Raw genomic sequence first — 11,178 nt, 5'->3', positions numbered from 1 at the left:
CGGAGGCGGCGTCGGGCGGCGAGGTGCGGTCGAGGGACGGCTGGGTCACGGGGACCTCCGGGGGAGGGGACGACGGCGGGTCCCTCCCCGCTCTGTCATCGGACGCACGCGTCGACCTGAGAGTTTTGCCGGTCCGCCGTGCCGCGAGGGCCGGGGCGCGCCGACTTGCACCGTCGGTGGGCCGAGGTCGCCGGGGGTCCGACGAGCGCACGACCGCTTTCCAGAGTTGCCTCGCCTCGACGGTACGTGGGCCTGAGAGATTCCCGGGGAGGACTTGCTCCTTCGGCGCCGGCGCCCGGTCCGAGGACCGTGCTGCCGAGCTCTCCCGTCGAGGTTCGGGCGGCAGTACTGCAGTTGTGCGCACGATCCTACCGGGGTCGTGCCGCCCGGGCGGGCCGTGGCAGGCGCCACGGTCGCGCTCGCGGCGGACCGTGCGCGGAGATGTCCGCGCTCCAGGCGCACGCCTACCGGTAGCCCGGCACGGGCGCGCGCCGCCGTGACAGGGTGGGGCACGTGCACCCCGACACCGTCGCCGATCTCGTGCTCCTGCTCGTCCTCGCCGGAGCGGGTCTCCTGCTCGTCTGGTGCGCCCGCGCCACGGCCTCCGGACGGATCGGCCGCAACCAGGTCGCGGGCATCCGCACCGCGACGACTCTGGCGAGCGACGACGCCTGGCGCACGGCACACCGCGCGGCCCGGCCGCTGAGCGAGGCGGCGGGCTGGGTGCTCGTCGCGGCCGCCCCGGTGCTCCTGGTGGTCGACGACGCCGCGGGCCTCGTCGTCGTGCTGGTCGCGACCGGTCTGGCGCTCGCCCTCACGGTGGGAGGGCTCGTCGTCGGGACGCGGGCGGTGCGCCGCGAGGTGGGTCCTCGCCGCTGACCCGGCGGCGGCTCGCGCACGGTCGGCCCCGCGAGCCCGGCCGTCGCTCAGCCCGGCGTGCCGTGCCGGGAGGAGTCGCCCGCGGGCTCCACGACGACGGAGCGCACCGTCGCGAGGCGCCGGACCGCGCGCTCCAGGGCGCGCGTGCGGCGGGGGGTCGCACGGAACGACACGACGATCCGCCCGGCTCGACCGTCGCCGTCGACCGGCCCGGTCGCGAGCGAGTCGAAGCTCACGCCGCGCGTCGAGAAGACCCCGGTGAGCGCGGTGAGCGTGCCGGGCTGGTCGAGGCCGTGCACGGTCGCGACCCAGTCGCGCTCCGCGCCGACCGGGGCCGGCGCACGCACCGCGCCCGCCGCACCGGTCGTGCCGGGGACGACCGCCGCCCCGCCCTGCGAGCCCGTCCCGCCCTGCGGACCCGCCGCACCCGCCGCACGGCCCGCGTCCGGCACCGCGCTCGCCGACACCAGGCGATCGATCCCCTCGGCCGCCTGCACGAGCCGGCGCGCCTCGTCGTCGGGCAGCTCGTCGAGCAGGACGCGCGTCCACCCGCCCGGGCCGAGCACGACCGGGACGCCGAGGACGCCGCGCGACGGCACGCCGTCGGCCGGGGCGAGGCGTCCGTCGAGCTCGCCGTCGAGCGCGACCTGCCCCGCGACGACGATCTCGCGGCCGTCGAGGATCACCTCCAGCAGGTCGACGGTCGCGCTCGCGGTGCCCGCGGGGGTCTTGGCGCCGGACTGGTGCGTCATCCAGGGCCGCGTGACGAGCCGCAGGTCGGCGGGCCAGGTGTCGATGAGCTCGAACGCGGCGCCCATGTCCTGGCTCGCGACGCGCGCGAGCTCGTCCTTCGCCGCGGCGATCTCGCCCGGCAGCGCGTCGAGCGTGCGGCCGCGGCGCAGCGCGGCGACGGCGCGCGCCCGCTCGTCGGCGTCGAGCCCGCTCACCCGGACGGTCGACCAGAGCGGGACGGCGTCCTCGCCGTGCTGGCCCCCCACGAACCCGCCGACGCGGTGCCGCCGCACGCCCAGCTCGACCGCGAGCTCGCGCCGGAACCGCAGCGTGTCGAGCCAGGCCCCCATGCCGAGCACGCGGTGCCGCCCGAGCCGTTCCGCCATGACCGCGACACCGAGCTCGACGGGGTTCGTCACGACGATCACGACCTCGTGCCCCGAGCCGTGCCGCGCGATCGCGTCCGCGTACTCGGCGAGCACCGCGCCGTTGGTCGCGGCGAGCACGCGCCGGTCGGGGTCGGCGCCCGTGCGGGCCGGGGGAGTGAGGCCGGCGGCGACGACGATGACGTCGGCAGTGACGTCGTCGGGCGAGTGCGCGACGTCGAGGAGCGGCGCGTGCTCGTCGTACGCGTCGACGAGGTCGGCGCGCAGCCCGTGCACGGCGCGCCCCGACGCGCCGCCGGCCCGACCGACGAGCTGGAGCCGCGCCGTCGGCGGGAGCACCCGCCGCTCGACGATCTGCGTGCACACCTGTCGGCCGACGTCGCCCGTCGCCCCCACCACCGCTACGTCCACCCCGGCAGGCTACGACGCCCCGCGCCGTCGCGACCCTCAGCGGCCCTGGGATCGTCCGGCGGACCCGGGGACCACGACGTCAGGCGAACGCGATGTCGCCCGCGGCGGCGACCATCTCGTCGAGCACCGCGGAGACGACCGACCGGGGCTCGTGCCGGGTCGCGCGGTGGCGCGCGACGAGGCGGCGCGAGCCGAGCCCGGGCAGGCCGACGACCGTGACGCCGTCGGGCACCTCGTCCGACGCGCCGCCCTCCACGGCGAGCGCCGGGAGCATCGCGACACCGAGCCCGGCGGCGACGAGCGAGAGCGCGACGTCGAAGTCGTAGTAGTTGTGCCGCGTGCGCAGGGTCCCGCCGAGCCCCCGGGCCAGCCGCCGGAGCGCACGGGCGGCGGCGGTGCCCGGCTCCGGTCCCAGCCAGACGGCGTCGCGCACGTCGTCGAGGCGCGCGGGCGTCGGCATGCCCGCGGGGACGACGAGCCGCCACGGCTCGTCGAGCAGGACGATCTCGCGCGTGCCGCGCGGGGCGGGGGAGTCGGCCTCGTAGTCGCGCTCGAGCAGCACGACGTCGAGCTCGCCCGCGCGCAGCAGCCGCAGGGCCTCGGTGGGCTCGCGCTCCTGCACGTCGAGCTCGATCCCCGGCGCGGTCTCGGCGAGCCTCCCGGCGACGGGGGCGACGACGGCGCGGATCGCCGTCTGGAAGGAGCCGACGGCGACGCGCCCGCTCACCTCGTCGCCGAGCGCGGCCAGCGCCTTGCGCGCCTCGACGAGCTCGGTCTCGATGCGCTCGGCGGTCTCGGCGAGCACGCGACCGGCCGGGGTGAGGGTCACGCCGCGCGGTCCGCGGTCGAGCACGACGACCCCCTCCTCGGCCTCGAGCCGCTGGATCTGCTGGGAGACCGCGGACGGGGTGACGTGCAGGAGATCCGCTGCCGCGAGGATGCCTCCGCCCCGGTGCACGGCAAGGAGGAAACCAAGTCTGCGTGGGTCCGTCGCCATGTAGAGATGCTAAACGCCCGGTGCAGAATCCTTCGATTGTGCTGAACCTCGGAAGGCCTCACACTTGTCGTGGCGCCGGTCGGTTACCTCCTCCTCCTTACGGGTCGGCGCCCGAGCTTCGCACCACCCGCGCCACCAGCCATCGGCCCGGAGCGCACAGCCACCGCAGCGTCGCGGTACCCCCTCCACCCCTTCTTCGTCACCGGAGTACCGCTGTGCCCGTCACCCTCGACGCGATCGTCATGTTCCTCGGCTGGATCGGTGCCGCCGCCGGCGTCGTCGCCTACGCGATGGTCAGCCGTGGCCGCTGGGCGCCGTCGTCCGCCCCGTTCCAGCTCACCAACCTCACCGCCGCAGGCCTCATGGGCATGGTCGCCGCCGCGAACGGCGTGTGGCCGTCCGTCGCCGCGAACCTCGTGTGGGTCCTCATCGGCGCCCAGGCGATCGTCGTCATCGTGCGGGCGCGCCGTGCGCGCCGTCCCGCGCTCGCCGAGGCCGCCGGGATCACGGCGGCCGCCTCCGCACCGGCCGCCGTGCGCGCCGACGGCGACCCCGCACCCCAGGAGGTCGGGCTCGCCGCCTGACCACCCCCGGCCCGGCTCAGCGCTAAGCGCCCGGCGCGGGCTCCAGGACGACGTCCACGACGACCGCGCGGTGGTCGGACAGCCCTGTGTCGACGGCCGTGGCGGGCCCGAGGGCCCGGACGGTCGGGCCGCCGGGCAGGCCGTCGGCCAGCACGTGGTCGATCTGCCGCACGGGCCGGTCCACGGGGTGCGTGAGCACGTCGGCGAGCGACGTGAACCCGGTGATCTCTGCCGGCTCGGGCGCGCGCAGGTTGAGGTCGCCCAGCAGCACGAGCGGGCGGGGGAGCGGCGCGCAGGCCCCCGTGAAGGACCGGAGCTGGTCCGCGGTGAACTCGGGGCGCGACGTCGTGTGCGCCGTCACGACGGTGAGCGGCCCCCACGGCGTGCGGACGGCGGCGGCGAGCGCGGCGCGCGGCTCGTCGGGCACCACCCGGAACGGCAGCAGGCGCGCGGCCCCCGTCGCGGTCCCCGGCCGTCGCCGCCGCACGCGCGACCGCCACGGCATCCGGTCGAGCTCGAGGCGCGACCACCGCTCGACGGGGAACCTGCTGACGAGCCCGATCCCGTACGACGCGACGCCGGGGACGCGCCGCACGCCCGACCCGGGCCGGCCCGCGCGCACCCACGCACCGGAGACGCCGCGCAGCGTGGGGGACAGGTGCCGGTGCTCGGCGCGCAGCGCCTCCGCCGCGACGGCCACGAGGTCGGCGCGGTGCGAGCGGGGCGAGTCGCGCTCCACCTCCTGGAGCGCGAGCACGTCGGCGTCGAGGTACGCGACGGCGCGCGCGAACCGCTCGACGTCGACCGTCCCGTCGAGCGCGGCACCGTGCAGCGTGTTGAAGGTCGCGAGGCGCAGGGCGCCCTCCGGTCGCGGGGGCAGCGGTCCGTCGGTCAGGTCACGGGAGTCGTGGGGCACCGGACGATCCTCGCGCGGGCCGCGGACCGTCGCGACCAGGGCGGGTCCCCCGCCCGGCACCGGGGACGCCGCGGGGGCGACGCGCCCCGGGCCTGTCAGAGGGTGCGGCGCCAGGCGGCGATCCGCTCGACCGCCTCGGCGACCGTGCTCGGGGCCGCGGCGAACGACAGCCGGACCCAGTCCCCGCCCCGGACGCCGTCGAAGTCCGTGCCGGGCGTGAGCGCGACGCCCGCCTCGGCGAGCAGGCGCGCGCACCACGTCACGGAGTCGAGGCCGTCCCCGGACACGTCGGCGTAGACGTAGAAGGCGCCGTCGGCGGGCGCGACGCGCGACCACCCGAGGTCGTCGAGCCGGGACAGCACGAGCTCGCGCGACGCCGCGTACCGCGCGACGTTCTCGGCCGCGGCGGCGTACCCCTCGGGGGAGAACGCGGCGACGCCCGCGTGCTGCGCGAGCGCGGGCGGCGACAGCGCGACGTTCCCGGCGAGCGCGTCGACCGGCCCGACGAGCTCGTCCGGCAGCACGAGCCACCCGAGGCGCCACCCGGTCATCGCCCAGTACTTCGAGAACGAGTTGACGACGACCGCGCCGTCGGGCACGTACCGCGCCGCCGTGGGCAGCGCCGCGGCCGGACCGTCCGCGCCGTCGCCGTAGACGATGCCGTGGTAGATCTCGTCGCTGACGAGCCGCACGTCGTGGTCGGTGCACCACGTCGCGACGGCGTCGAGCTCGGCGGGCAGGATCATCGTCCCCGTCGGGTTCGCGGGGCTCGCGACGACGAGCCCGTCGAGGCCGCCGTCGTAGTACGCCTCCATGAGCTGCGACACCGTGGGCTGGTAGCGCGTCTCCGGGCCGCAGTCGAGCTCGACGACCTCGCACCCCAGCGCGCGCAGGATGTTCTTGTACGCGGGGTAGCCGGGGCGGGCGAGCGCGACGCGGTCGCCGACGTCGAAGGCCGCGAGGAACGCGAGGAGGAACCCGCCGGACGACCCGGTGGTCACCGCGACCCGCGCCGGGTCGATCTCGACGCCGTACCAGCGGTCGTAGTGCTCGGCGATCGCGCGCCGCAGCGCGGGGACCCCGAGCGACTCGGTGTAGCCGAGGTCGCCGTGCTCGAGCAGCTCGATCGCACGCCGCCGCACGACGTCCGACGCCCCGGTCGACGGCTCGCCCGCGCAGAGGTTGAGCACGGACGCGCCCGCGTCGCGCAGCCGGTTCGCCTCGGCGAGGACCTCCATCACCGCGAACGGCGGCACGTGGGAGCGGCGTGAGACCTTCATCGACCCGGGCATGAGCCCATCATGCCCGGGTCATCCGTTCGTCGGACGTCGGCCGGCCGCGCACCGGGGTGTCGGTCGTCCGGCGGACGCGCCGTGCCCGACGCCCGGGGTCGGATGGGACCATGACGACCGACGACGCCTGGCGCGACGGCCCCGACGACCGAGAGGACGGCGACCGCGGCGGAGGGCGGGACCGCGCCGCGACCTTCCGCCCCGTCCGCGGGTGGGCGGTCCTGTGGCGCAGCGCGTTCGGGCTCCGGCACGGCGGCCACGAGTACGTCGTGGCCGTGGACTTCCTCGACTGGGACGAGCGCATCCGGCTGTACCGGGACGGTCGGCTCGTCGACGAGCAGCGCTCGCGAGCCCGCTTCGACCTCGGGGGCGCGACGCTGGAGGCGAGGATGAGCACCTACGGGATGCGGTACGTGCGCGTCGTGGACGCGGTCGGCACCGTGCACGACGTCCCGCCGCTGCCCGGGACCGCCGAGGCGTGGCGCGACCGCATGGACCGCGAGCGCCCGACGGCGAGCCGCGCCGTGGGCGTGACGGCGTGGGTCGTGCTCGCGGTCGCGCTCCTCACGCAGGTGCCGCAGCTGCTCGAGCTGGCGTCGCAGTTCACCGGCTGGACGCCGCCGTTCGTGCCGGACCTCCCGGGCCCGGTGAACACGGTCCTCACGGTCGGCGGCGTGCTGGCCGCCCTCGACCGGGCCCTGCGCCGCCGGTACCACCCGCTCCTCGACGGCTGAGCTCTCTGCTCGTCCGGCCGGCCCGCGGCTGCCTACGCTGGGCGGAGACGACGAGGGAGGTGCTCGTGTTCCGACGACGTTCCCGCACCCCGGACGACGACCCCGTCCGGCGGGCCGCGCAGTACCGGGTCGAGCGGGAGGCCGCGCGCGAGGCCGCGGAGCGGGAGGCGTCCGACGACGACCCCGCCCGCCGTGAGCCCGTGGACGCGCCGGGCGAACCCGGCACGCGCGGCGCGGCCGAGGCGCGCGAGGACGACCTCCCGGCCGGGGGCCCACGTCGTGTACGACCCGAGGACCGTGCGATGTACGTCGACACCGTGATCGACCAGGCGGTCCGGCGCGGCGAGTTCGACGACCTCCCGCTCGCGGGCAAGCCGATCCCCGGGCTCACGGGCACGCACGACCCGGACTGGTGGCTCAAGGCGGTCATCGAGCGCGAGCAGCTCACCGGTCTCGGGCCGCCGGCGATGCTCCTCAAGACCGAGGACCGTGAGCTCGACGACCGCCTCGACCGCGAGCTCGACGAGCAGGCCGTGCGCGAGATCCTCGCGGACTTCAACGCGCGCGTCGTCGACGCCCGCCGCCAGCTGCTCGGCGGGCCGCCCGTCGTGACCCCGACGCGCGACGTCGAGCACGAGGTCGCGCGCTGGCGCGCCCGCCGCGCCGACCGTTGACCACCGGAACCGGCCCGACCGGACCCGACCCCGCCCGACCGGTCCGCGACCCGCCGGGCGGGCGGTCGTCGTCGGGCCCGCCTAGGGTCGGCCGCATGGCGGACTGGCAGCCCGACGTCCTGGGCGACGACTACGAGCAGCTCACGCTGCCGCTCGCGCCCGACGAGGAGGGCGACGTCGTCGCGACGCTCGTGCGGCGCCGGCGCCCGGGGCCCGACCCGTACCTCGACGTGCTGTACGTGCACGGCTGGTCCGACTACTTCTTCCAGACCGAGCTCGCCGACTTCTGGGAGGCGCACGGCGCGCGGTTCCACGCGCTCGACCTGCGCAAGTACGGCCGCAGCCTAAGGCCCGGCCAGACTCCCGGGTTCGTCGCCGACCTCGCGACGTACGACGAGGACATCGAGGCCGCGCTCGTCGCGATGGGCCACCGGGGCGACGGGCGGTCCCCGCGCGAGGTCGTGCTCATGGGCCACTCGACCGGCGGCCTGACGCTGAGCCTGTGGCTCGCGCGCCACCCCGGGCGTGCGGCGGCGCTCGTCCTCAACAGCCCGTGGCTCGAGTTCCAGACGCGCGAGGTCGGCCGTCTTCTGCTCGAGCCCGTGATCGGCGCGCGCGCCCGGCTCACGCCCACGCGCCCGCTGCCGAACGTCGACCTCGGCTTCTACACGCGCTCCGTGAGCAAGGAGTTCGACGGCGAGTGGTCCTACGACCTCGCCTGGCGCCCGCAGCACGGCTTCCGGACGACGCCCGCGTGGCTGTCCGCCGTCTTCCGCGGGCAGCAGACCGTCGCGCGCGGGCTCGGGATCGGCGCGCCGGTGCTCGTCCTGCTCTCGGCCCGGAGCACGCTGCTGCCGCGGTGGACGCCGGAGATGATGCACACCGACACGGCGATCGACGTGGACGGCGTCGCGCAGCGCTCGGTCCAGCTCGGCGACCTCGTCACGGTCGCGCGCCTCGACGGCGCCCTGCACGACGTCGTCCTCTCCTCCCGGCCCGTGCGCGCGCTCGCCTACGGGCGGATCGCGCAGTGGGTCGGGGCGTACCTGCCGCGGCCCGCGCCCGTCACCCCGCCCGTGCCCGACGCCGTCGCCCCCTCTCCCCGCGGCGCGCCGCGCGCGACGGGCGGCGTGGGCCGCGCGCTCGGCCGGCTCGGTGCCACGGTGCGTCACGCGGGACGGTCCGTCGCGCGGTCCGTGGGCACCGCCGTCGGGACGCTGCGCGGGCGGACCCGCCGCCGGTGACGCTCGACGACACCCGATGACACCTCGGGCGGCGCGCCCCGGTCCACCCGCAGGGGGAGGGCGCCGCGGCCGGGGTCGCACCGTCGGGGGATCTCCCGGGTGGCGGGGCACCGCTACCGTCGGCGACGTCGTGCGTGGCGTCGTCAGCTGAAGGAGCGGTTCGAGTGTTTCGCGAGGTCCCCGTCCTCCCCGTCGTCGTCCCGCTGGGGGCGGTGGTCCTCGGGCTGCTGCTGTGGCGCCTGCACCGGTCCGGTCGTCTCACGCTGCCGCGGGCCGCCGTCGCGCTCGCGCTCGCCGTCTACGCGGCCGGGGTCGTGGCGAACACGGTGTTCCCGATCTTCCTCGACAAGCCGGCGAGCAGCGCCGCGTGGGACGCCCACCTGGTCCTCGTGCCCCTCGTGGACTACGAGGTCGCCGACGCGGTGATGAACGTCCTCGTGTTCGTGCCGCTGGGCGTGCTCCTGCCGCTCCTCCTGGCGCGGCCGTCGTGGTGGCGCGTCGTGCTCACGGCAGCGGCCTTCAGTCTCGCGATCGAGGTCACCCAGTACGTCACCTCGCACCTGCTGGGTGGCGGCCACGTCGCGGACGCCAGCGACCTGCTCTTCAACGTCGTGGGCGGCGTGCTCGGCCTCGGGCTGTTCACCGTGCTGTCCCGCGTCCCCGCGCTCGACGCGTTCTTCGACCGCTTCCGCTGGTCCACGGCCCCGCTGCGCGGGTCACGCGCCGACGGGACGGACGCCCGTCGCGCGCGCTCAGCCGTCGAGCTCTGAGCGCACGAGGTCCACGATCCCGTCAGCCGCGGCCTCGACCTCGGCGAGGCAGTCCTCGAAGTCCTGCTGCCCGCCGTACCAGGGGTCGGCGATGTCGAGCACGTGCTCGGACCCGCCCGGCTCGACGCGCGGCGCCGCCGGGTCGAACGAGCGGTACAGGCGCACCGGCGCCGACGCGTCGAGGCGCCGCAGCGCCCGCGCGTGCTGGGCGGTCATCGCGAGCACGAGGTCGCGCGCGCCGAGGTCGCCCGCGCGCACCTGACGCGCCCGGTGCGTCCCGTCGACGACGTACCCGTGCTCGGCCAGGACGGCCCGGGCGCGGCGGTCGATCGGGTTCCCCCGCTCCTCGTCGCTGATCCCGGTCGAGTCCACCACGACGCGGTCGCCGAGACCGGCCGCCTCGAAGCGGTCGCGCAGCACCACCTCGGCCATGGGGGAGCGGCAGATGTTGCCGGTGCAGACGGTCATGACGCGGTAGGGCCCGGGGCGGGTCTCGGCACTGGACATGGCCCCATTCTGCGCGAGGAGGGCGCTCCCCTCCCGTCCAGGCCGGTCGTCGGGCGGCCCGTGACCAGGGCGCCTACCGTGAGGAGATGATGATCGGGGCGGGGTCGGGACGGGTCGCCGTGACGGGCGCGAGCGGTCTCCTGGGGTCGAAGCTCGCGTTCCGGCTCGCCGCCGAGGGCGCGCCGCAACGCCTCGTGGTGCGCGACGCCGCCCGCGCGCCCAGCCTGGGCGACGACCCGCTGCCGGAGTCGGACGTCGCCGTCGTCGCCGGGTACACGGACACGCGCGGCATGGTCGAGGCGTTCACCGGCGTGGACACCGTCCTGCTCGTGTCCGCGCGCGAGGACGTCGACCGCGTCGCGCAGCACCGCGCGGCCGTGGACGCGGCCGTCGCGGCGGGCGTCCACCGCATCGTCTACGTGTCGTTCGTGGGCGCCGCCCCCGACGCCGTGTTCACGTTCGCGCGTGACCACTGGCGCACCGAGGAGTACATCCGCGCGACGGGCGTGCGGCACACGTTCCTGCGCGACAACCTCTACCACCGCGGGCTCGCGCTCATGGTGGGCGACGACGGCGTGATCCGCGGCCCCGCGGGCGACGGGCGCGTCGCGTCGGTCTCGCACGACGACATCGCCGACGTCGCGACCGTCGTGCTGCTCGACGCCGACGCGCACCGCCACGACGGCGTCACCTACGACGTCACGGGCCCCGAGGCGCTCACGCTCGCCGAGGTCGCGGCCGAGCTGTCGTCGGCCACGGGCCGCGAGATCACGTACCACCCCGAGACCGTCGACGAGGCGTACGCGTCGCGCGACCGGTACGGGGCGCCGCGGTTCGAGGTGGACGGCTGGGTGTCGTCGTACACGGCGATCGCCGCGGGCGAGCTCGCCCACGTGAGCGACACGGTCCCGCGGCTCGTCGAGCGACCCGCGCAGTCGTTCGCCGCGTGGCTCGACGACTACCCCGAGGAGTGGGCGCACCTGCGCCCCGCCTGACCCGCGTCGAGCGCGCGACGTCGGACCGCGCGTCGCCCGGCCGACCCTCGAAGGACC

12 protein-coding genes and 1 riboswitch are annotated in these 11,178 nt (G+C 76.5%); of the genes, 7 read left to right on the top strand and 5 right to left on the bottom strand.

Annotated features, from left to right (window positions below):
* Positions 1 to 230 precede the first annotated feature (230 nt).
* Positions 231 to 338, bottom strand: a riboswitch (glycine riboswitch).
* 175 nt (positions 339 to 513) lie between these two features.
* Positions 514 to 879: an SdpI family protein gene (locus tag ACI769_RS10375; protein ID WP_158097185.1), complete on the top strand. Its 366-nt coding sequence runs from the start codon at positions 514 to 516 to the stop codon at positions 877 to 879.
* A 47-nt stretch (positions 880 to 926) separates the two neighbouring features.
* Here ACI769_RS10375 and ACI769_RS10370 read toward each other — a convergent pair whose 3' ends face one another.
* Both ACI769_RS10370 and ACI769_RS10365 read right to left on the bottom strand, forming a co-directional pair.
* Positions 927 to 2,408 (bottom strand): lactate/malate family dehydrogenase, encoded by a 1,482-nt coding sequence (locus ACI769_RS10370; protein WP_137281389.1) that lies wholly within the window; start codon positions 2,406 to 2,408, stop codon positions 927 to 929.
* Positions 2,409 to 2,487: 79 nt separating this feature from the next.
* Positions 2,488 to 3,405: a LysR family transcriptional regulator gene (locus ACI769_RS10365; protein WP_409141549.1), complete on the bottom strand. Its 918-nt coding sequence runs from the start codon at positions 3,403 to 3,405 to the stop codon at positions 2,488 to 2,490.
* A 215-nt stretch (positions 3,406 to 3,620) separates the two neighbouring features.
* Here ACI769_RS10365 and ACI769_RS10360 point away from each other — a divergent pair, with 215 nt between their 5' ends.
* Entirely contained in the window at positions 3,621 to 3,989 is a 369-nt protein-coding gene (locus ACI769_RS10360) for a CBU_0592 family membrane protein (RefSeq protein WP_198163137.1), read from the top strand.
* Positions 3,990 to 4,011: 22 nt separating this feature from the next.
* On the opposite strand, the gene ACI769_RS10355 is transcribed toward ACI769_RS10360, so the two are convergent.
* The gene (locus ACI769_RS10355; protein WP_232322660.1) at positions 4,012 to 4,905 is read right to left on the bottom strand and encodes an endonuclease/exonuclease/phosphatase family protein; all 894 of its coding nucleotides are present in this window, start codon (positions 4,903 to 4,905) and stop codon (positions 4,012 to 4,014) included.
* A 95-nt stretch (positions 4,906 to 5,000) separates the two neighbouring features.
* A complete protein-coding gene (locus tag ACI769_RS10350) occupies positions 5,001 to 6,185 on the bottom strand; it encodes a pyridoxal phosphate-dependent aminotransferase (protein WP_085388587.1) in 1,185 nt (394 codons plus the stop codon).
* A 122-nt stretch (positions 6,186 to 6,307) separates the two neighbouring features.
* On the opposite strand from ACI769_RS10350, the gene ACI769_RS10345 reads away from it, so the two are divergent.
* The 4 genes from ACI769_RS10345 to ACI769_RS10330 all read left to right on the top strand — a co-directional run bounded on the left by ACI769_RS10345 (position 6,308) and on the right by ACI769_RS10330 (position 9,619).
* Positions 6,308 to 6,931: a hypothetical protein gene (locus ACI769_RS10345; RefSeq protein WP_232322661.1), complete on the top strand. Its 624-nt coding sequence runs from the start codon at positions 6,308 to 6,310 to the stop codon at positions 6,929 to 6,931.
* A gap of 65 nt (positions 6,932 to 6,996) precedes the next feature.
* The gene (locus ACI769_RS10340; RefSeq protein ID WP_232322662.1) at positions 6,997 to 7,605 is read left to right on the top strand and encodes a DUF1992 domain-containing protein; all 609 of its coding nucleotides are present in this window, start codon (positions 6,997 to 6,999) and stop codon (positions 7,603 to 7,605) included.
* A 95-nt stretch (positions 7,606 to 7,700) separates the two neighbouring features.
* The gene (locus ACI769_RS10335; RefSeq protein WP_085386945.1) at positions 7,701 to 8,849 is read left to right on the top strand and encodes an alpha/beta hydrolase; all 1,149 of its coding nucleotides are present in this window, start codon (positions 7,701 to 7,703) and stop codon (positions 8,847 to 8,849) included.
* A 164-nt stretch (positions 8,850 to 9,013) separates the two neighbouring features.
* Positions 9,014 to 9,619 (top strand): VanZ family protein, encoded by a 606-nt coding sequence (locus ACI769_RS10330; protein WP_085386946.1) that lies wholly within the window; start codon positions 9,014 to 9,016, stop codon positions 9,617 to 9,619.
* Here ACI769_RS10330 and ACI769_RS10325 read toward each other — a convergent pair.
* Positions 9,602 to 10,126: a low molecular weight protein-tyrosine-phosphatase gene (locus tag ACI769_RS10325; protein ID WP_232322663.1), complete on the bottom strand. Its 525-nt coding sequence runs from the start codon at positions 10,124 to 10,126 to the stop codon at positions 9,602 to 9,604. The genes ACI769_RS10330 and ACI769_RS10325 overlap by 18 nt on opposite strands.
* An 86-nt stretch (positions 10,127 to 10,212) precedes the next feature.
* On the opposite strand from ACI769_RS10325, the gene ACI769_RS10320 reads away from it, so the two are divergent.
* Positions 10,213 to 11,121, top strand: a complete 909-nt coding sequence (locus ACI769_RS10320) for an SDR family oxidoreductase (protein WP_198163138.1) — start codon at positions 10,213 to 10,215, stop codon at positions 11,119 to 11,121.
* Positions 11,122 to 11,178 lie beyond the last annotated feature (57 nt).

The sequence above is a fragment of the Cellulosimicrobium sp. RS genome (assembly GCF_046159675.1).
Lineage (GTDB): Bacteria > Actinomycetota > Actinomycetes > Actinomycetales > Cellulomonadaceae > Cellulosimicrobium > Cellulosimicrobium funkei.
Note: the sequence above shows the minus strand (reverse complement) of the source record. Positions and strands in the feature narration are given on the sequence as shown.

Bases quoted from the DNA above. Each gene is read 5' to 3' on its own strand.
- ACI769_RS10365 (WP_409141549.1), bottom strand. From the start codon at position 3,405: ATGGCGACGGACCCACGCAGACTTGGTTTCCTCCTTGCCGTGCACCGG.
- ACI769_RS10350 (WP_085388587.1), bottom strand. From the start codon at position 6,185: ATGAAGGTCTCACGCCGCTCCCACGTGCCGCCGTTCGCGGTGATGGAG.
- ACI769_RS10320 (WP_198163138.1), top strand. From the start codon at position 10,213: ATGATGATCGGGGCGGGGTCGGGACGGGTCGCCGTGACGGGCGCGAGC.
- ACI769_RS10325 (WP_232322663.1), bottom strand. From the start codon at position 10,126: ATGTCCAGTGCCGAGACCCGCCCCGGGCCCTACCGCGTCATGACCGTC.
- ACI769_RS10345 (WP_232322661.1), top strand. From the start codon at position 6,308: ATGACGACCGACGACGCCTGGCGCGACGGCCCCGACGACCGAGAGGAC.
- ACI769_RS10335 (WP_085386945.1), top strand. From the start codon at position 7,701: ATGGCGGACTGGCAGCCCGACGTCCTGGGCGACGACTACGAGCAGCTC.